Source organism: Flavobacterium potami (assembly GCF_020026915.1).
Classification (GTDB): Bacteria; Bacteroidota; Bacteroidia; order Flavobacteriales; family Flavobacteriaceae; genus Flavobacterium; species Flavobacterium potami.
This window is the reverse complement of the sequence record NZ_JAINUY010000001.1, coordinates 237,436-259,038: the sequence shown is the minus strand read 5'-3', so window position 1 is coordinate 259,038 and position 21,603 is coordinate 237,436. Positions and strand designations below refer to the sequence as shown.

Sequence of the window (21,603 nt, the reverse complement as noted above, 5' to 3'; positions counted from 1 at the left end):
ATTATCTTTAAAACCTGTAACTCGCTCCCACTCGTCCTCTAATTCCATAATACTCAACTTGTTCAGGTCTTGACACTACACCGTGATAATAGCGTAATTCTTGATTGTTCAAATTGTTCAAATCGATGAAAAAAGTGATTTTGTTTGATGTCGTATACGAAAGGTTCATATCCAAATGAAAATCTTTATCCTGATATCTGTCTGCTCCAGGATTATCGCGAATTTCTACTAAAAAAGCTTCACGATAATTAGCTGCTAATCTTGCGGCAAATCCTTTGTATTCGTAAATAAGCGATGCATTGAAGATATTTGGCGATTGGTTCATCAATCCGATTTTTTCATCTCCTCTTTCTTCTAATGTCGTTTGAGATTTGGTAAAAGTGTAATTTCCTTTAAAACTGAAAAATCTTAAAAATCCAGGCAATTCAGAGAACTTTTTGTTGAAACCAACTTCGAATCCGTATAAAAAGGCATTATCAGAGTTTAATGGTTTTGAGACTTTATACAAGAAAGTTTCACCTCCAACCGTTCTAATTTCATCATGCGATTGTGTATAGATAAGATCCGACAAATCTTTATAAAAAGCACTTCCAGTCAGGTAATCGGTTTTGTTTAAATAAAACGTTCCAATTACATCATAATTCCAAGAGAAGGTTGGCTTTAAATCCACATTTCCTTCTACAACCGTATGATTATCTGGATTTACTCTCGTGCTCGGACTCAATTCGTTAAACGCCGGACGTGCAAAAGTTCTCGTTACCGCCGCTCTTAAATCTAATTTTTTAGACGGTTTATAAATTAAATGCGCCATTGGTAAAAAAGCGCCGTAATTTTTTGTTCCGTAAACTGGCGTAACCACTTTTGTAATGTCATTGAACTCGTAACTTTTGGCATCTACCGCTGTGTTTTCATAACGAATACCTCCCACAAAACGGAAATCTTCATTAATATCCCATTCTCCAGATGCGTAACCTGCCCAAACTTTCTCTGTTGCATCATAATTTCCTGTTGCATAACTAGAATTCGTCGCATCCTGATAATTGTATTTTAAGTTTTTGGCAATCGCAGGATTTCCCATTGGATCGATAAAAGAACGTTCTGTTGGATAATTGAATTTCAGATTATCATACGTATTATTCAATTCAGGAAACCAATTGTTGGATGGAAATGCTTCTCTTTCCCATTGATTCAAATAGGCTTTTGGCGCTTTGGTATCGTAAATCCAAGTGATGTAACGATAATCATAAGTGCTGCTTTTATCTCTAAATTTTCCTCCGAATTTAATTTTTAAATCTTTATTGGCATTGTAATCAAAATCTAAAGCAGCAACTTTGTCCTTTTCCTCCACATTACGAATTGAAGTCACGTATCTGTCCAAATAATATTTTTCAGGATCATAAGGTTTATTAAAATGAGGTTGGATATTATTGGCCGGATCACCAACATAACCTGCTGGCCCGTCTCCTTCGAGAAACTTGTAATCTTTGCCATCCACTTTTACCAGATTATCATATTTGACAGTCTGAATCCAGTTTCCATAATAATAACCACGATCGTTTTTAGTTGCAGATGAAGGTCCGTTATAACCTGCCCAAGATGTATACGCCGCTACTTTTGCATTCATTTTTAATTTGTCAGTTAGTTTGCTTTCGTAGCCAAATTCACCTCCATAATTTTTAAATAAATAATCAACAGTACTCCATCTCAAAACTGCATTATTTGTGGTTTTATTAAAATAGTGCATGGTTTTCCTGTTTCCTTCTTCATCCAAAAATTGGCTGTAATACCCTCTTGCGTAGATTTTATTTCTTTTATTGAAACGAAAATCAGTTGCTGCATTAAATCCTGTGTTGGTTCTAACTCCCTGATAATTTCTTACGTCCAGCGTGTTTACGTTGTGCAATTCATTTCCGTAAACCACTTCATAATCATCAGTCGAATACGTACGACGGTTGTAATTGGACATGACCAAAAAGCCAAACTTTTTATTGAAAAATCGGTTTCCGTACAAAACAGTGCTGTTAAATCCTACTTTATCGTCGGCACGAAGGTTTACTGGAATACTTCCTGTAATACGAAGGGTTTCTTTTTTAGGCGAAAATTTCGGAATATAATTAATCGTTCCTCCAATAGCATCGCCTTCATATTCAGGTGTAATCGCTTTAATTACCTGAATATATTCTAAGAATTCGGTCGGAAGCAAATCCATCGGAACGGTACGATTTCCTAACAAATCACCCGAAGTTTTAGCAGACGGCATACGATCACCATTAATAGTAGCCGAACTCCATTGCGACGGCGTACCTCTTACAGTAACATATCTTCCTTCTCCTTGATCTCGGTCGATACTGACACCAGGAATTCTCTGAACAGCTTCTGCAGCGCTGATATCGGGCATTTTTCCCATGGCATCAGCACTTACTACATCCATAATAGCATTTGATTTCTGACGCATTTCAATCGCCTTTTTTTCTCCACTGGTGTAATATTCTAAGACAACTTCATCTAATTTCTCTTCCTGTCCTGTCATTATTACATTGCCTAAATCAACATTTTTATTTGAAACAGTTACCGAAATATGTTTTAAAGCATAATTTTCACTTGAAATTTCTAAATGATATATTCCTGGTTCCAATTTTATCGAGAAATTACCATGACGATCATTGTCCACTGTTTTTGATTTTTCAACAACCAAAATGGAAGCCGGATGTAAGGGGCCGGATTCAGTACTAATTCTACCCTTGACCTCTTGCGCGTACGAAGAGCCAAAGATCAATGCAATAACAACATACAGGAATGTTTTCATGATTTTTTAAAAAATTAAAGATTGTTTTTTAACTCTGAAAGATTATCAATAATGTAATTGTGGTAATGATTTTGCAGTTCTTCTCTGCTGTAAGCTCCAGTTGTAACACCAACTACTAAACCGCATTTTGCGTTTTCTCCTTGTTGCAAATCAGACATTGTATCGCCGACTTTTCCAACTTTTGAAGCATCAGAAATATTAAAATGTTCCATTGCTTTGAAAATCATATCTGGGTAAGGACGACCGTGCTCTACTTCGTCTGAAGTGATGCTGAAATCAAAATCGATTCCTTGTTTCCAGTTTAGTTTCTCGAAAATAGCATCGGCAATTGGCCTTGAAAATCCAGTATCGAAAGCTACTTTGATTCCGTTGCTTCTTAAGTATTGAATCGTTTCATAAGCATTTGGAGTTGACTTTACTTCATTGCTTTGTTTGTAGTAAGCAATCATTTTCTCTACAAACGATTGGTGAATTTTGTTGATTAAAGTAGCTTCAACATTTTCATCATTTATTAAAATTGAAATTGCAACTGGTTTTTCATATCCCATTACAACATTTATTTCCTCTATTGAAAATTCATAACCAAATTCTTTTAAAGCAGTCTGCAATGTTAACCCAACTTTATTTTCGTCTTGGACTGTAGTACCAGCCATGTCAAATACAATTAATTCCATATTTTTTGTTTATTTTTACAGTGCAATATTACTATACCTTTGTTTACTATATGTAAACAAAAGGTAAAATAATGTTTAATTTAAATAAACTTTGTATACACATACTAAACATGGAAGGAGTAGTAATTTTAGAAATTAGCAAACGAATAAAACAATATAGAACCGATAACGGCTTTACCTTACAGGAACTTGCAGATTTAAGCGGGGTAACAAAAGGTATGATTTCGCAGATTGAAAATGGGAGAAGTATTCCTTCATTGACTGTTCTTTTGAGTATCGTAACGGCACTGCAGGTTAACCTTAGCGAATTCTTTAAAGACATTTCACAGGAAGAAGAATTGGTTATTATCAAAAGAAAAGATACCTATGATCAGTTTCAAAAAGAAGGTTCAAGTGGTTTCTTGTACGAACGTTTCTTGACGCGTACGATAAAAAACTCAACAGTAGATATAGTGTTTTTGACTTTAGAACCAAACAGCTACAGAGATCAAGTGACGACAGATGCTTATGAATACAAATATATTCTTTCTGGCGAAGTAGATTATTTGATTGCCAATGAAACCTATACTTTAAAAGAAGGAGATTCTCTTTTCTTTGATGGAAGATTGAAACACGTGCCTGTAAACAAAAGTTCTAAGCCATGTAAAATGCTGATTGTTTATTTCTTTGACAATTAAATTTCACAAGAGATAATAAAAAAAGCTTCAGAAAATATCTGAAGCTTTTTTTTAAAATTAAATCGAAAAATTAATATAATACAGCTATCGCGAACCGTATATTTTATGTCTTAATCTGGGTTTGCCAATATCTTGTACAATTCGGCATTCGAAAGATAAAACTGGTTTTCCAAACTGATTTGAGATAACTTCGCACTTACCAAATTATTCTCTCTCGAATTGATTAAGAAAATCGAACTTTCACCAAAAGAAAATAGTTTTTCTTCTGAGTTTAACATCGTCATATAATCTTTAACCAAATTATCAATAACGACTTTTTGTTTTCTTAAAGAAGCAATTTCGGTTTGTTGCGCCTTGATTTTATTCTTTAACTCCAATCTTTGCTGTCCAATATCAAATTGCATATCCTGAATCTTAATTTTAGCCATTTTTAAATTCCCTCTCTCCTTTCTTAAGAAAATTGGAAAACTAAAATCGATATTAAACTTATAATCATCAGCGTTAAAAGTATTCCAGTAATTTGGTTCTGAAATATAATTGTAACCCACGTTTATTTTTGGCAATAGCGAATTGGCTTTCAACTGACGATTTACTTCCAAGATAGATAATTTGGTTTCCATAGACTGGATTTTCGGATGTGAATCTAATGACTCTACATCAACCATCATGGCATCTGTACGTAAAGTTTCTTCGATTGTCTGACCTAGATTCTGCTCAGGTTTTACCATTTCGCCCAATTCAACCGGAACATTTTCAATCCATAAAAAATTAGCCAATTTCAATTTTGCTTTCGCTAATTTTAAATTTCCGTTTTCAACGTTCAGCTCTCTATTTCGCACCGTAATCTTAGCCTCTACACTATCAATTGCAGGTGAATCTCCAGATTCTATAAGTTTCTTAACACCAACAAAACGAGTGCTTGCAAAACCTAAATAACTCTTATACAATTCTGCCTCATTGTAGCTTTTTCTCCATTCAAAATAAGCTTCGCTTGCCTGATATAAAACTTCAATGGCTCTTAGTTTTCGCTGTGCGTCACTTAATTTTACCTGTAGTTTTCCTTCTCTCACATCAGCCATTCGCTGATTGATGAACATTCCTTGCCCCAAAGCCACACTTACACCAAGCGAAGTTAAACCTGCTTCTGGCGTGCGGTTTTGTGGATTGTAATATTGTCCGTCTGTATCATCAAAACCGGCTTTTACTTCAATTCCGTACCAAGTCGGAATTTTAAAACTGCTGTTTAACAACGAATAATATTCTGTGCCTTTAAATTCTTTCTTATTGTAATCTACTTCAATTTTCGGATCAAATCCGCCTCTTGCTGCCATCAATTTTGCCTGTGCATTGGTCACTTCAAGATTGGCTTGTTTTACGAGCGGATGGTATTTTTTTACATATCCCAAAAACTCAATAAAAGTCAATTCTTCTTGATCAAAATTTTGACTTTGCAATGTAGAAAAGCAGAACAGCATTAAGAAAGAAAACAATTTTACAAGATTTCTCATTTTACTTTTTCTCCTTTCCTTTTGCTTCTTTTTCTCCTGAATTATAATAATTTGGTGGAAAACCATTCAGGTTTCGCCAAATTTCATACCATACCGAAACCGTTTCCAGCAAAGCAATACTTTGTGCTCCGGCACCAATACTCAATTCTTTTGGCCAGTGACGATCTTCTCCATCTGGTGAAACCAAAATTCTGTATTTCCCATTCGGACTAATAAAGTTTTCTATAGCTACCACTTTACCGCCATAAGTTCCGTAAGACAATCCAGGCCAACCAGAAAATACAATTCTCGGCCATCCGTCAAACCAAACACGAACTTTTGCGCCACGGTGCACCAATGGCAAATCGATTGGGTCAACATAGGTTTCTACTGCGATATCATATTGAGAAGGCATGATACTTACTACAGAAGTACCTTCTTTAATTGTTTCTCCAAGACCTGCTAATAAAGCACGGTTAATATAACCACTTTGAGGTGCTGTAATGTAGTATAAACCATTTCTCAATCTGTAATTAGTATACTGATTTTCAAGTTTATTTACTTGAGCTTCTGTATCGTACTGAGTACTTAAAGCGGTAAATTTATCACTTCTAGATTTCGAAATTTTCTCTGCATATTCAGCCGTAATTCTGTTAATTTCAACTTTTGCATTTATCAATTCGTTTCTGCTGCTTAACAGTTTATTTTCTTGTGTAATAATATAAGCCTCTGCCTCTTGTAGTTTCAATCTTTTCTGCTCGACATCTGTCATTGGTTTTAAACCTTCTTTATTTAAAGCCGTTGAACGATCAAACTGTGTTTTTGCGATTCTCAACTGCGTTCTAACCGCCACAAGATCCATACTGTCGCTTTTTATTTTCAGCTGTGACTGACGAATTTTGTTTTGAGCCTGTTGCAATTTCAATTGTCTTTCTGTATTCAAAGACTGCGCCTGAACGTCAAGGGAACCTACTTTATCACTGTATGATTCTGCTGCCATTTTTTTAGCATCAACCTGTTGTTTGGTATTGTTAACCAAATTTGGATCCAGGTAATCTTCTTTGATCTCAGAAATAAAAAGAATAGTATCTCCTTTTTTTACATAATCACCCTCTTTTACAAACCATTTTTCAATTCGACCAGCAATTGCATTGTGCACTGTCTGCGGTCTTTGATCTGGTTTTAAAGTAGTAACAGAACCACTTCCTGAAATATTCTGCGTCCAAGGCAGAAATAAACAGCAAACGCAAAATATCAGAAATCCGATGATTACTTTATTTAAAATTCTGTAATGTGGTCTTCGGGCTACACTTGTAATCGATTTGTATTTCCCCGGAGTTATAAGTACGTTATTATCTTTAGATATATTAAGCATGGATTAAAGCTTTATGTCGTTAATAATTTTTCCGTCATCGATGGTGATCATACGACTGCATTTGCTCTTCCAAATATCACTTTTAGAAGTTACAATTACAGTCCAGTCATTTTCTTCGGAAAGTAAAAAATCAACAATTTTATTCGAAGTCAATTCGTCCATTTTATCAACCGGATCTTCTAAGAATAAAATATTTGGTCTGCTCACAATACTTCTCGCCAAAAGGATTTTTTGAACATCAGAAGCAGAAAGTTCGCGTCCTCCGGGATGAATCTGATTTTCTAATCCATTCTCGAAAGTCTTAATGTATGGTGTAAGACCAACATTATCTAAAGCCCATTTTAAATCGTCACTATTTAATTCTTCATTCCCAAAAACAATATTCTCACGAATTGTTCCTGCAAATAAAGTATCGCCTTGCAAATACGTTCCTGCCTGCGCTCGGTATGTATCTTCGCTTAAACGATTCATATAATTATCTGTCACATACATGGCACCGCTTTCTGGTTCTAAAACACCAGAAAGTAATCGCAATAAAGTACTTTTTCCAGCACCGTTTGTTCCGGTAAGAATGATTTTTTCTCCTTGAGAAATTTTAAGATTAATATTCTTAAGCGATTTTTTACTGTGTTCTGGATAATTGTAATTGATACTTTCGGTTTCAATATTGATTCCTTTCTCAGTTTTGTCTGAAGTTTCAGGAATGCATGAAATCTCCATATCGGTAACCTGACCAATTTTTTCAACAGAAGTCAAAACGTCGTAGAAAGACTCTAATCCGAAAATGATTTTTTCTACAGAGTTGATTAACAATACAATTACGATTTCAGCTGCTACGAACTGCCCTATGTTCATTTGGTGGTGAATTACCAGAAAACCACCGATCGATAATAAGGCAGCTGTAACAATTACTTTAAATATAGTAAGCTGAATATATTGTTTTTTCATTACCTGAAAGTGTTTTTCACGGTAATTGACGTAGTTGCTCACATAACCGTCGTTTCTTTCTAAAGCATATTCAAAAGCGCCTTTTCTACGGAAACTTTCTCTGTTTCTCGCAATTTCCTGAAGCCACGCAGCAACTTTATATTTAAACTTCGATTCGTTCAAACTGGTTTCTAAACCATCTTTATAAGAAAATTTAAAAATAACCCATAAAATAACAATGAAAAGAAGCCCGATAACCATAAAGAAAGAATGGTAAAGTACCAGCAAAATAATACCTAAACCAACTTGTAAAAATGCCGTACAAAAATCAAGAAGCAGTTTTGCTGTTCCTTTCTGAACCATCAAAGTATCGAAAAAACGATTGGCCTTTTCTGGAGCATATTCTGAATACATTTCTTTAAATTTAATTAAAGGCATTCTGTATGCAAATTCAAATGAAGAACGTACAAAAATTCGCTGTTGTAAATTCTCTACAATCCTCAATTGTAAAATCGTTAAAACTCCACCAAAACCTACTCCAACCGTTACTAGAATTACCAGAATAATCCAAGAAACGCTGAGTTGTCCGCTTTGAATGAAATTAATAATTGCCTGAATTCCTAAAGGCAGTGAAAGGTTTACTAAACCCGCAAATGCAGCATAAAAGATAATCTGATAAACATCGCGCTTATCGAGCTGCAATAAGTTATAAAAACGTTTAAATGGTGTCATGAATTTAAGTATAAATACAAGATTATTACATAGAATAAATATACGGCAAAAACCGCATTTAAGATCAAGATTTCTTTCCTAATCCTTAAAAAAACAAGTATTTATGAGTTTACCCGAGGAGGCGGTATATCTATTTTACCATGAAAACCAAACGAGAAGATTGTATTGTCAATATATTTATTTCCTTCTGATTCTATCAAAAAATAAAAATTAGGCATCAATGATTCTGATGAAATTAAATATTCCATTAAGGGAATTCCTTTTGCTAATTTGGCTGTTTTGGTATCTTTTGTTTTGTAGTCATCCAGTTCTTCCGGAATACCGTCGCACTTGAAGATTTTTTTTAGAAAATTACATGTAATGCCTTTTACAGTATAAGTCTCGGCGTTATCACTGATGATTTGAGCCATACTGTTGGAAAGATTTAGACTGCTAATTAAGAAATAGCCGACAAGTAACGCCTGAAGGCATTTACATAAAAAGCTATTTTTAATTTTATTCAACATAGTCTAAAAAAGGCCACGATTTTAATCAATTGACTTCAATTTGATTTAAAATCCCAGTGATTTAAGGCGTTTATTATCATTTTTCTAAGCGCGCAATTTAGACCTAAATAATTTCTCCAACATTAGAATAACATTAGAATTTGGGTCTTTACGAAACTTTAAAAATAAATTAACAAGACATTCCTACAGTTCAAAATTATCGGAATTATGTAACTCCAAATGGCAATTCTATAAATCTCAAACCGATTTACATTCTACTTTTGGAATTCGAAAATTTGAAGTTTAATAAAGAAATATAAAAGTGTTACCCATACAAGAAACTCCATTTATAAACGATTTAATACAGAATCAAGATATGACTTACGCACAGAATGATTTGACCCGATTTTTAGATGCACAAAATAAATTGTATTTAACTGCTTTTTCTGAAATTAAAAAAGGAAAAAAAGAAACACACTGGATGTGGTTTATTTTTCCTCAAATCAAAGGTTTAGGAAAAAGTCCTATTTCTGATTATTATGCTGTTGCTGATTTGAAAGAAGCAACAGAGTTTTTAAATCATCCGATTTTATCCAAACACTTAATCGAAATTTCGAAACTGATGCTGACTTTAAACAAAAAATCGGCTGAAGGTATTTTAGGAGAATTAGGCGCAAAAAAACTACATTCTTCTATGAGTTTGTTTGTACAGGTAGAAAATGCACATCCTGTTTTCCAACAAGTTTTAGATACTTTCTTCTTTGGTCATTTAGATCAGCTGACCTTAAATTTTACTCAAAAAAACACTGTCAATCTGCCAATTGCAGTACTTTCTTAATATTCTTAGGTAAAAAAAGGGAATAGTTTTTAAGCTATTCCCTTTTTCATTTTTTACGTTTTCCTATTTTATTTTAAAGGATTAGCTTTTACCCCCTCATTGGTCAAAACAACAGGTTTGATAAAACCATTTTCATCAAAAAACATTTCTTCTATACACGTTTCTCTCGAATGCATTACGGTTTCTGTCAAAGGTCTTCTGTGGTACACAATATAATATTGCTCTTTATTGGGCACTTTTATTACAGAATGATGTCCGGCGGCACGAGCAATTTTCGGATCCGATTCTAATACTTTTCCAATTCTTTTAAAAGGTCCCATTGGCGAATCTGCAATTCCGTACGCCACACAATAATCTGGTCCACCCCAATCACCTTCAGACCACATAAAATAATATTTGTTGTTTTTGATGAACATAAAAGGTCCTTCTGTATAATTATCTGGTGTCATTTCTTTAAAAATCGTTTTATCTTCAAAAGGAATAAATCCAGTAAAATCGGATTTGAGTTTAGCAATATTACAATGTCTCCAACCGCCATAAATTAAATAATGCTGACCGTCTTTATCTTTAAAAACAAATTGATCAATGGGTTGCGCACCATTTATAATTTTATCTACTAAAGGTTTTCCTAAATAATCTTTATAAGGTCCTTCTGGTTTAGAGGCAACTGCAACTCCAATTCCGCCTGTTTCCCCTTCATGAATATCATTCGCACCAAAAAACAGGAAATATTTATTTTTATTTTTAATGATGGATGGCGCCCACATCGCACGCTTTGCCCATTTTACAGCCGTTGTATCCAGAATTCTTGGATGTTTTGTCCAGTTTACCAAATCAGGAGAAGAAAAAGCATCAAAAAAAACCTGATCGTCAAAAGGTGCCGAATAAGTTGGATATACCCAATAGGTTTTGTCAAAGATAATTCCTTCGGGATCTGCGTACAATCCTTTAAAAATGGGATTATTTTGAGCATAAGTATGCAACGAGGTAATAATCAGAAACAATAAGAAAATCTTTTTCATAGTATGTTTTTTTATTTTAAATGTAACAAAACATTTTAAAGTATTGAATTTGAGTTTCAAACTTTTTCAGAAAATGCACTTTCGATCTATCTTTTATTTTAGAATGTTGTAATTTTGGACTAGTGAATTATCTTTATTTATAATTAAAAAAACAGTCCAGATGCTTCGACCTTGGCCATTAGAAATTCAGCTTGACAAAAAATCAGATAAAGCAGTTTATCTTCAAATTGCCGATGCTGTAATCGATGCTGTAAAAACAGGAAAACTAATAAGTGGCAACGCACTTCCAGGAAGCAGACAATTGGCACAATTATTAAAAGTAAACCGAAATACAGTTGTAGAAGCTTTAGACGTTTTAACTGCCGAAGGCTGGCTGGAAACCTTTGACAGAAAAGGAACTTTTGTTACGCATTCATTACCCAAAATCGATCATTCTACAGTAAACAAAAACGACCTAAAAACTAGCGTCGAAACCTCTAAAAGTTTTTTAGTTTTTGATGATGGACTTCCTGATAGCCGTTTGGCACCGATGAATGATTTGGCAAGAGCCTATCGTGAATTGTTTAGCCGAAAATCGCGTTGGCAGATTATGGGTTACAGCAGCGAATTAGGGAATCCGGAGTTTAGAAAATCAATTGCTCAAATGCTGAATTTCAAACGCGGTATGAGCATTTCGTCTGAACAAATTTGTATTACAAGAGGAAGTCAGATGGCAATGTATTTGGCTTCGCATTGTATATTAAAATCAGGCGATTATGTTTTGGTTGAAAATCCTGGTTATAAACCCGCTTGGGAAACTTTTGAAAATTCTGGTGCAAAATTACTTCCTATCGATGTTGAATCGGACGGATTAAATACTGATCAGGTCGAAAAATATCTGCAGAAACACAAAAACATAAAAGCAATATATGTTACACCTCATCATCAATTTCCTACTACGGTTACTTTGTCTCTAAAAAAGAGATTGAAATTGATTGAACTTTCCAATCAATATAATTTTACGATAATTGAAGATGATTACGATAACGAATTTCATTTTGGACAACGCCCAATTCTTCCTGTTTCTAGTTATTCTGCTTTGAAGAATTATGTTTACATTGGAAGTTTTAGTAAGGTAGTTGCGCCTGCTTTGCGTATTGGTTATTTAGTAAGTTCTTCCGAAAACATTCTAAAAATCGGAAACCATCGAAAAATCATCGATGTTCAGGGCGATAATATTATGGAAGAAGCAATTCTGAACCTCATCAATGAAGGCAAAATAAAGCGTCATCTTAAAAGAGCTAATTTGGTTTACCGAACTAAAAGAGACTATTTTGAAAGTATTCTAAATCAATATCTTCAAAACAAAATCATTTTTACAAAACCCGAAGGCGGACTTGCATTTTGGATTGTTCCGAAAGCAGAAATTGATGTTTTGGAAGTTTTCGAAAAACTAAAACAACAAGGCATTCAGATAATGAGTCCAGACCGATTTAGTTTCGATAAAACAATACGAGGTTTTCGTTTGGGTTATGCTTCTCTTTCAGAAAAACAGATTGAAGAAGGTATAAAAGCACTTTCTAAATTGTTGTAAAAAGCCCTTCGACTTCGTTCAGGGTGACACAAAGTTTGTCTGGCTGAGCGAAGTCGAAGCTTTTTTATAACACATAGAAACATAGATTTTATGTTGCTTGAAAAGACAAAAATAGAATGACTCGTCATTACACATAGCTATGTGAATTTATGAAAGTGAAACGTCTTTTTTCAAAGTCTCTATAACTATGTCTCTATGTGTTTAAAAAATTTAATTACAGTTCTCCATTTCAATAATAGAAAAACCATTCTCCCGAACTTGGTTTTCTACTTCAATAGGCGCTTTATCAATGTGACAGAAACGACACTCTTTAGAAGACAATGCTTGTCCTTCTTGATCAACACTTTTTAAGTATATTTTTCCATATTCATATACTTGTTCTGCATCGTTAACATTTTCATCAACTAAAATATCAAAATGCATAATTTTTCCATCTTTACGGGTTACATAGGTATCCCAAACTGCTATTTTCATTTTTTTTAAGGTTCTAAGTAGCTAAGATACTGAGCTTCTAAGGTTTTCTATTCGCTAAATAACTTAGCACCTTAAAATCTCAGAAACTTAGAGACTTCATTTTACTCTGCAAATTTATATTGGTTTTGGAATTGGCGAATCGTCCAGTTTTTTCATTTTTTTTAATGTACTGGTCCAGTCAAAATTTTAAATAAACTTGTTTTGAAATTCAATTGCCTCCATCTTTAGATGGAGGTATATAGAATTAGCTCAAGAATGGCTTTAGCCTAAAATATATCTATTTGGCTAAAGCCGAATTTTGGTAACTTCTAAAAATCCCCTAGTTAAAACTAGGGGCTACTGAAAAACTTCAATGACTTACTAACACAATTTATATTTGTTTGATTTCAACTGGACCACATTTAATTATAAAAACTGGATCAAAACACCTTCCAGATTAGAATTAATTTTGCTTTATGAAAAACGATATTATTTTTAATTTGATTAAAGTGCACCAGCGAATCGAAAACGCTTGCAAAATTGTTGGAAGAAACCCCAACGATGTACGACTTTTATTGGCTACCAAAACTGTTGCTGCAGAACAAATACGTCTTGCGATCGAGGCTGGCGAAACTTTAATTGGCGAAAATAAAATGCAGGAATTGCGAGATAAAAATGATGTTTTGCAACATCTTCCTATAGAAAGACATTTTATTGGACATCTTCAAACCAATAAAGTAAAGGATGTTTTAAAATACGTAACGTGCATTCAATCTCTAGACCGTTTAAGTCTCGCTGACGAACTGCACAAACAACTTCAAAACCAAAATAGAAAATTAGATGTTTTCGTTCAGGTGAATACTTCTTATGAAGAAAGTAAGTTTGGACTGGCTCCTGAAGAGGTTTTATCATTCATAAAAAAAATAAAAACTTACGAAACTCTAAATATCAAAGGTTTAATGACCATCGGACTTTTGGATGTGGAGAAAGAAAAAATGATTCCGTCTTTACGACTTTTACGAACTGTTCGCGACGAAATCTACTCGGAAGGAATTGACGGTTTACAAGATTTAAAACTTTCTATGGGAATGTCTCAAGATTTAGAACTTGCCATTGCAGAAGGTTCTAATATGGTAAGAGTCGGAACTTCAATCTTTGGAAATCGCTTTTTGGGAAAAGAAATCTGGAATGAAAACATTGCAGAATAAAACTTAATTTTGCAGCAAATAAAACGCAGATGAACCTGAATGATCTTACTGTAATTGATACTGAAAAAATTGCTTTGGACGATTTATTTTTTAGCGATAAAAATAAAGCGTCTTTGCTTCAGATTATCAAAGAGCATCAATATATCGACGAATTAAAAAAATACAATCTTAAGGTTGACAACAAGATTTTACTGCACGGAAGTTCTGGTTGTGGCAAAACAACAACAGCAAAAGCGATTGCAAATACTTTAGATAAAAAAATTATCATTATCAACCTCAGCACTGTTATTGACGCCAGAATCGGGGAAACTTCTAAAAACTTAAAAGCGATTTTTGACAAAGCAATTCGCGAAAGAGCAGTTTTGTTTCTGGACGAATTTGATCAAATCGGAAAAAGTCGTGACAGTGATGATAAAGATGTAGGCGAAATGAGACGTTTGGTTAATACTATTATCCAGCTTATAGATTATTTCCCTTCAGATAGTTTATTGATTTGCGCAACCAATCATTACGAAATAATTGATAGTGCTTTATTGAGAAGATTTCAGCTTCGTTTGAAATATGAAATGCCGACAGAAAAACAACTGGATATTTATTATGATAAAATTTTAAATGAATTCCCTCAGCAATTTCAAAACATCGAAAGACGTTATTCCATTTCATATGCCGAAGCTTTAGATTATATTCATACTGCAATGAAAAAACAGATTATCGCTTCTTTAGATATTCAACAATAAATCAAAAAACCCGCTGCAAATACAGCGGGTTTTTCTTTACGGAGTTTTATATAATAGAATGATAGTGTACAATTTTAAAGCCCTCTTGTCAGCCATCCTTTTTTGTTAGCAGTTGCTATCGCATAAGGTGCAATCCAGAATAAACTGAAAGTGTAGAAAACACTGTAAGAATACGCCCAGAAAGACTCTGCCAAGTTGTATCTTTTTGCATAAAAGATCATAGAGAAACTTGAAAAAATTAAGATTCCTAAAAATGTTGAGCTTAAGAATAATATTGGATGAACGGCAATGAAATAGAACATAAATAAGATAAACGGATACGTCATTGCGATTTTAAAGAATTGGTTTAAGAACAACATTCTTGGACCAAATTTTGACTCTTTTCTAAAATCTTTGAAAACATATTTCGCCATCATCAAGTTTTCACGAACGTTACTTCTCGCCCATCTGATGAACATTTTGTACAATCCTTTATATTCTTCAGGAACATTTGTCAATACAACTGCATTTCTCTGGAATCTAACTTCAAAACCTTGTTTTAAAATCATATTTGTCAAAGCGCGATCTTCTCCAATATCAGATGGTTCTCCCATAAAAGTCTGATTGATCCATTCTGGAAGACAGTTGAATACTGCATCTCTTTTGTAAGCTGCCAAAGCTCCTGGTGTACATAACACAGAACCCAATTGACTTTCTGCAGAACGTTGAAATTCGAAACTCATTACAAAACTAACATTAAGCATTTTTGGTAAAATAGCCGATTTGTTGTTTAAAACCTGAACATTTCCTGCAACAGCACCACATTTTTCATTTACCACAAACGGACTAACCAAGTTTCTAAGTGTATCTTTTTTCACAATAGAATCACTATCTACTGTTACAAAGATTTCTCCAGTTCCTAATTTGAATCCTCTGTAAAGAGCTTGACGTTTTCCTTGGTTTTTTGGTTGTTGGAAAATCGTTACACGATCTCCTAATTTTGCTTTTGCCTGTTCCATCCAGTACCATGTATCATCTTTACTTCCATCGTCAATAGCCAAAAGCTGTAATTTTTCTGCCGGGTAATCACTATCTGCAAGACTTAATAAAGTATCCCAAACTAATTTTCCTTCATTGTATGCTGGAACAATGATTGTACAAGTTGGCAATAATTCGTCTGAAACAGATTCGATTGGTTTATATCTTAAATACAAATAAGAGCTATACAAGAAAACTCCTGTTTGATAGAAGAATAAAATTGTTGTGATGATTAAAAATGGTAATCCCCAAGTCGAAGCGATTCTTTCAAAATGAAATTGTTCGAATTCGTCTTGTAATAAAAAAACCGAACATACACCTGCAATCATCAATAAAAATGTTGCAATAATAATTGTTAATCCAATTGGACTTGTAGGTCTTTTTACGTGAATTTGCTTTGCTTTTTCATTAGTTCTAAAAAAAGAACCATTCAATGCTTGTTTGCTGATAGTCGAACTATTGTTCGAATAAAATTGTTCTGAGATAATTGTTTCGCTTTCCATGCTTATACTCCTTTTTAATTCTTTTAATTTGGCTTTTAGTAAAATCTTCTTCTTTTCTAATTTATTTGAAACTCGTATGGGGAGAAACAATTAAAAAACAGACTCATCAAAGATTTTGACATAAACACAATTTACAAGCGGCGTGCCAATACAGTTATAAGCTATTGTAGAGGCATTTAGAAAAAAGAGGTCAAAAAATAGTGTATAATTATTTCACACTTTTTGGATACGGTATACACATAAATTATAAAAATCGGGTCTGAAAAGTGAGGTTTAGAAAGGATTTTCGATACTTCTTTTCTGCAAAAAAGTAGATTTCGGAAAATGAATATCAAGGAAGAAAAATAAAATCCTAAGTACATATAAAAACGTCAAACGTTAAACAAAATTGTTTAAACAACATAAAAAAAAATCCGTTATTTAATACTTTTTATAGTTTACTTGAAAACATTCTTCACAAAAAACAAGGAAATATTAGTTAAAAAAAGTAAATTTAACCGAATATAATTTAACCCTAAATTGAAAGATTAAAAAAATGAGTAAGGAGCACTACTATCTTTTACTGGCAGATGATGACGAGGATGACTGCCTTTTCTTTAAAGAAGCTCTTGATGAAATAGCTATTAAAACGGATCTTTCTATGGTACATGATGGTGTACAATTGATGGATTTCTTAAAAATCAATGCCATAAATAATCTTCCGGATCTTATTTTTCTTGATTTAAACATGCCTCGTAAAAATGGTATAGAATGTTTAACGGAAATCAAAGAAAATGAAACATTAAGAAATCTTCCGGTTATCATTTTTTCTACGTCACTTGATAATGATATTGTTGATAATTTATACCTGAAAGGCGCATCGTATTACATTCGCAAACCTGGAGAATTTTCTAAACTAAAAACAGTTATTGAAAAAGCATTAACAATAGCATCTGAAAATAATTTCAAACAGCCCGAAAGAGCCAATTTTATCCTGCAACCTTAAATCTTCTTTGGATGAACCGCAATAAAAAGGAACATTATTTTATGTCCGAAGGAGGAGAAATGGGCAGTTTAATTCGTTCCAAAGACTGGAGTAAAACCCCTTTGGGAAATCCTGAAAAATGGCCTCAAAGTCTAAAGACCATGACGGCAATGATGCTTGCCAATCCTTTTGCGATGTACATTGCGTGGGGAAAAAGTTATACACAGTTATACAACGATGCTTTCCATCCAATTCTTGGTACTTCAAAACATCCCGAAGCTCTTGGAGGAAGTTCTCAAAATACATTTTCTGAAATCTGGGAAACGATAGAACCGATGTTCGCCGATGTAATGAAAGGAAATGCTGTTAGTTTTCCTGATTTTAAAGTTTCACTTCATCGAAATGGCTACATCGAAGATTGTTATTTTGATTTTTCATACAGTCCCATCAAAATAGAAGACGGTTCGGTTGGCGGTATTTTAGTGACCGTGATTGAAACTACAGAAAAGAAAATTGTCGCCGATGCATTACGAGAAAGCAATTCCCGTTTTGTCAATAATATTATGCAGGCTCCCGTGGCAATGTGCATTTTTAGAAGCGAAAATTTTATCGTTGAAATCGCCAATGGACAAATGATGCAGCTTTGGGAAACAAAAGCAGAAAACATCATCAATCAACCCATTTTTTCGGTTCTGCCCCAATTAAAAAAACAAGGTCTTGGAGAAATCCTCCAAAGCGTTTATAATGATGGAAAAAAAATTACCACCGACGAACACTTTGTTCAACTAAACCGAAACGGAAAAACGGAAAACACGTATATCAATTTTGTTTACGAAGCCCTCAGAGAAGCTGACGGAACAATTTCTGGCGTTGCAGCAATTGCGACCGAAGTTACTGCTCAGGTTTTGGCTCGTTCTAAAGTAGAAGAAAGTGAACAAAAAATAAGACAGTTGGTAGAAAACGCTCCTTTTCCTATTGGTGTTTATGTGGGCAAAGAAATGCATATCGAACTAGCAAACGAATCTATCATAAAAATTTGGGGAAAAGGTCCTGATGTAATTGGAAAAACATACACTGAAATTCTTCCAGAATTAAAAGACGCTCCAATTTTTAAGCAAGTGCAAACCGTTTATGAAACAGGACAATCTTTTCATTCTCAAAATACCCGAATTGATATTCTGGTTGATAATGTATTAAAGACCTCTTATTTCAATTACAGTTTTACGCCACTTTACGATACAAATGGAAAAGTTTATGGCGTAATGAATACTGCTGTAGAAATCACGGATTTATTTTTGGCTAAACAAAAAATCGAAGAAAGCGACAAACGTTTTAGAAATACTGTTCGACAAGCTCCTGTTGGAATTGCAATTCTTCGTGGTCCAGATTATGTAGCCGAAATGGCAAACGAAGCCTATCTTAAATTGATAGATAGAGACGAAAAATCGTTTGTTGGAATACCATTATTTGAATCTCTTCCAGAAGTAAAAGAAACCGTTAGCGACTTATTAGACGGTGTTTTAAATACGGGAATTCCTTTTCATGGAAATGAAGTTCCTGTTCCAATTAATCGCTATGGAAAAATCGAAATTTGTTATTTTGACTTTCTTTATAACCCATTAAAAGAAGAAAACGGAACCATTTCTGGAATTTTAGTAACTGTTACAGAAGTAAGCGAAAAGGTTGAAGCACGCAAAAAAATCGAACTCAATGAAGATCGTCTTAAAATTGTGGTAGAAGCCAGTGAGTTGGGAACGTGGGAATTAAATGTAAAGACCAGAACTCCAATTTATTCTCAAAGATATCTGGAAATTGTTGGTGGTTATACCGAAGAAGTGTCTTTAACGCATGAAGAATTATTGGCGCATTTGCATCCTGATGATTTACATATTCGAAACAAAGGTTTTAAAGAGGCTTTAAATTCCGGCTTTTTGAATTATGAAGTTCGAGTAGTCTGGAAAGATCAATCGATTCATTGGATAGAAGGAAAAGGAAAGGTTTTTTATGATGAAAACAACGAACCTGAAAAACTAATCGGGACAATTAGAGAAATTACCGAAGAGAAAAAATACCAGCAGAAAATAGAGGAAAGCGAGAAAAAACTACGAAACCTCATCATGCAGTCACCTGTTCCGAAAGTTATTTTAAGAGGAAATGATTTTGTTATTGAAATGGCCAATTATGTTCTTTTGGATCGTATGTGGAAAAAACAAATGGCTGACGTTGAAGGAAAAAATCTTTTAAAATTATTTCCAGAACTTAAAAAACAGAAATACGGAAAATTACTTAAGCAAGTCTACGAATCGGGAGAAGTTTATGCTGAATCAGAATCTTTGCTTTTTATTGACAATGAAAACGGCGGCTCTCAATTTTATGTCGATTTTGAGTTTGCACCACTCCGCGAAAGCGATAATTCGATTTCAGGAATCAGAATGACGCTGATTGATGTTACGGAAAAGGTAGAAGCCAGAAAGAAAATTGAAGAAAGTGAAATGCGTTTCCGTTCTCTTACAGAAAGTATTCCGCAGTTAATTTGGGAAACCGATGCAGAAGGGGGTGCTTTATTTACTTCTGGAAAATGGCTTGAATATACTGGAATCCAGCCCGGTGTTGAAGGCTCTTGGGAAGCCATGATACATCCAGAAGATTTTCAAGAAAACGTTAGAATTTGGCAAAACGCACTTCTTACTGGAGAAATGTATCGATGTGATGTTAGAATGCGAAGAAAAGACGGCAGTTACAGATGGCATACTGTAATTGGAGAACCCGTGTACAATATTGATAATAAAATTATAAAATGGGTTGGCGCCTTTACGGATATTCATACCGAAAAAGCATTTACACACGAACTCGAACAACAGGTTACAGCTCGAACCAGAGAATTAATTCAGATAAACGAATCGCTTCGAAAAAGTGAAGAACGTTATCATCTAATGGTCGAAGAAGTTCAGGAATATGCGATTTTATACCTCAGCGCCCACGGAATTATCGAAAACTGGAATGCTGGAGCTGAAAAAATAAAAGGTTATAAAGCAGACGAAATTATCGGGAAATATTTTGCCATTTTCTATACTCCAGAAGATCAAAAAAGCAAGTTGCCTGAAAAACTTTTACAACTTGCTATTGAAAATGGAAAAGTGATTCATGAAGGTTGGCGCGCACGAAAAGACGGAAGTAAATTCTGGGCAAGTGTGGTTATTACTGCCGTTCATAATAAACAACATGAAATTATCGGATTTTCTAAAGTTACGCATGATTTGACCGAAAGAAAAAAAGCCGATGACACATTGAAAATGAATGCACTGGAATTGGAGCAGAAAAATAATGAGTTGGAAGAAATGAACAAAGAACTCCAGTCGTTTGCTTATATTTCTAGTCACGATTTACAGGAACCACTTCGAAAAATACAGACTTTTGCTTCTCAGATTATGGAGAAAGAATCTGAAAGCTTATCTGAAAACGGGAAAGATAAATTTAGAAGAATGCAAAACGCGGCACAGCGAATGCAGACTCTAATTAATGATTTATTAGCGTATTCTAGAACGAATAGTCAGGAACGAATTTTTATTAAAACAGATCTCTCTCAAATCATTAAAGAAGTAAAAGAAGATTTAACGGAAGAACTGGAGCAAAAAAATGCAGTGATTGAAGTAGAAAAAACTTCAAAAGTTGATATCATTCCGTTTCAGTTCAAGCAATTGTTGTATAATCTTATCAGCAATTCATTGAAGTTTTCTAATCCTGAAATTCCAATTGTCATTAAAATAAAAAGTGAAATTGATACAGCAGAAAAATTTAATAATGACAAATTGATTCCGACAAAAAAATACTGTCACATTCAGGTTTCAGACAACGGAATTGGTTTTGAATCACAATACAACAAAAAAATATTCGAAGTTTTCCAGCGCCTACACGGAAGAGATCGTTACAACGGAACCGGAATCGGATTGGCGATTGTAAAAAAGATTGTAGAAAACCATAACGGAATTATCTCTGCTTCTGGTGTCCAAAATCAAGGTGCTTCTTTTGATATTTACATTCCGGTGAGTTAACAATTCACATTATAAAATTCATAAAAAAACGGAAACAACTGCAAAGTCGTTTCCGTTTTCCATTTCAAAGCAC

At 34.0% G+C, this 21,603-nt stretch carries 16 protein-coding genes; 7 read left to right on the top strand and 9 right to left on the bottom strand.

Features of this window, described 5'->3' with window-relative positions; translation table 11 throughout:
* Positions 1-7 precede the first annotated feature (7 nt).
* Both K6T82_RS01210 and K6T82_RS01205 read right to left on the bottom strand, forming a co-directional pair.
* Positions 8-2,806: a TonB-dependent receptor gene (locus K6T82_RS01210; RefSeq protein WP_223704197.1), complete on the bottom strand. Its 2,799-nt coding sequence runs from the start codon at positions 2,804-2,806 to the stop codon at positions 8-10.
* A 14-nt stretch (positions 2,807-2,820) separates the two neighbouring features.
* Positions 2,821-3,480, bottom strand: coding sequence for an HAD-IA family hydrolase (locus tag K6T82_RS01205; protein ID WP_223704196.1), 660 nt, complete (start codon positions 3,478-3,480; stop codon positions 2,821-2,823).
* 110 nt (positions 3,481-3,590) lie between these two features.
* On the opposite strand from K6T82_RS01205, the gene K6T82_RS01200 reads away from it, so the two are divergent.
* Positions 3,591-4,157 (top strand): helix-turn-helix domain-containing protein, encoded by a 567-nt coding sequence (locus tag K6T82_RS01200; RefSeq protein ID WP_223704195.1) that lies wholly within the window; start codon positions 3,591-3,593, stop codon positions 4,155-4,157.
* Positions 4,158-4,267: 110 nt separating this feature from the next.
* Here the strand turns inward: K6T82_RS01200 and K6T82_RS01195 are convergent, their stop codons facing one another.
* The 4 genes from K6T82_RS01195 to K6T82_RS01180 form a co-directional block, all read right to left on the bottom strand.
* Positions 4,268-5,665 carry a TolC family protein gene (locus K6T82_RS01195; RefSeq protein ID WP_223704194.1) on the bottom strand — a complete coding sequence of 466 codons (1,398 nt, stop codon included), beginning with the start codon at positions 5,663-5,665 and terminating at the stop codon, positions 4,268-4,270.
* 1 nt (position 5,666) lies between these two features.
* Entirely contained in the window at positions 5,667-7,019 is a 1,353-nt protein-coding gene (locus tag K6T82_RS01190; RefSeq protein ID WP_223704193.1) for an HlyD family secretion protein, read from the bottom strand.
* Between the two features lie 3 nt (positions 7,020-7,022).
* Positions 7,023-8,678 carry a peptidase domain-containing ABC transporter gene (locus K6T82_RS01185; protein WP_223704192.1) on the bottom strand — a complete coding sequence of 552 codons (1,656 nt, stop codon included), beginning with the start codon at positions 8,676-8,678 and terminating at the stop codon, positions 7,023-7,025.
* A gap of 101 nt (positions 8,679-8,779) precedes the next feature.
* Positions 8,780-9,088, bottom strand: coding sequence for a hypothetical protein (locus K6T82_RS01180; protein ID WP_223704191.1), 309 nt, complete (start codon positions 9,086-9,088; stop codon positions 8,780-8,782).
* A gap of 451 nt (positions 9,089-9,539) precedes the next feature.
* Between K6T82_RS01180 and K6T82_RS01175 the strand changes: the two genes are divergently transcribed.
* Positions 9,540-10,001 carry a DUF1810 domain-containing protein gene (locus K6T82_RS01175; protein ID WP_223704986.1) on the top strand — a complete coding sequence of 154 codons (462 nt, stop codon included), beginning with the start codon at positions 9,540-9,542 and terminating at the stop codon, positions 9,999-10,001.
* 68 nt (positions 10,002-10,069) lie between these two features.
* Here K6T82_RS01175 and K6T82_RS01170 read toward each other — a convergent pair whose 3' ends face one another.
* Entirely contained in the window at positions 10,070-11,023 is a 954-nt protein-coding gene (locus tag K6T82_RS01170; RefSeq protein ID WP_223704190.1) for a glycoside hydrolase family 43 protein, read from the bottom strand.
* 160 nt (positions 11,024-11,183) lie between these two features.
* Here K6T82_RS01170 and pdxR point away from each other — a divergent pair, with 160 nt between their 5' ends.
* On the top strand, positions 11,184-12,596 hold the full coding sequence (gene pdxR / locus K6T82_RS01165; protein WP_223704189.1) for a MocR-like pyridoxine biosynthesis transcription factor PdxR: 1,413 nt from the start codon (positions 11,184-11,186) through the stop codon (positions 12,594-12,596).
* A 210-nt stretch (positions 12,597-12,806) separates the two neighbouring features.
* On the opposite strand, the gene K6T82_RS01160 is transcribed toward pdxR, so the two are convergent.
* Complete coding sequence (locus K6T82_RS01160) at positions 12,807-13,070, bottom strand: DUF2024 family protein (protein WP_223704188.1); 264 nt, start codon at positions 13,068-13,070, stop codon at positions 12,807-12,809.
* A gap of 455 nt (positions 13,071-13,525) precedes the next feature.
* Here K6T82_RS01160 and K6T82_RS01155 point away from each other — a divergent pair, with 455 nt between their 5' ends.
* Both K6T82_RS01155 and K6T82_RS01150 read left to right on the top strand, forming a co-directional pair.
* Positions 13,526-14,257 (top strand): YggS family pyridoxal phosphate-dependent enzyme, encoded by a 732-nt coding sequence (locus K6T82_RS01155; protein ID WP_223704187.1) that lies wholly within the window; start codon positions 13,526-13,528, stop codon positions 14,255-14,257.
* A gap of 29 nt (positions 14,258-14,286) precedes the next feature.
* Entirely contained in the window at positions 14,287-14,994 is a 708-nt protein-coding gene (locus K6T82_RS01150) for an AAA family ATPase (RefSeq protein WP_223704186.1), read from the top strand.
* A gap of 74 nt (positions 14,995-15,068) precedes the next feature.
* On the opposite strand, the gene K6T82_RS01145 is transcribed toward K6T82_RS01150, so the two are convergent.
* A complete protein-coding gene (locus tag K6T82_RS01145; RefSeq protein WP_223704185.1) occupies positions 15,069-16,514 on the bottom strand; it encodes a glycosyltransferase family 2 protein in 1,446 nt (481 codons plus the stop codon).
* 535 nt (positions 16,515-17,049) lie between these two features.
* Between K6T82_RS01145 and K6T82_RS01140 the strand changes: the two genes are divergently transcribed.
* Positions 17,050-17,499: a response regulator gene (locus K6T82_RS01140; RefSeq protein ID WP_223704184.1), complete on the top strand. Its 450-nt coding sequence runs from the start codon at positions 17,050-17,052 to the stop codon at positions 17,497-17,499.
* A gap of 11 nt (positions 17,500-17,510) precedes the next feature.
* Entirely contained in the window at positions 17,511-21,530 is a 4,020-nt protein-coding gene (locus K6T82_RS01135; RefSeq protein ID WP_223704183.1) for a PAS domain S-box protein, read from the top strand.
* Positions 21,531-21,603 lie beyond the last annotated feature (73 nt).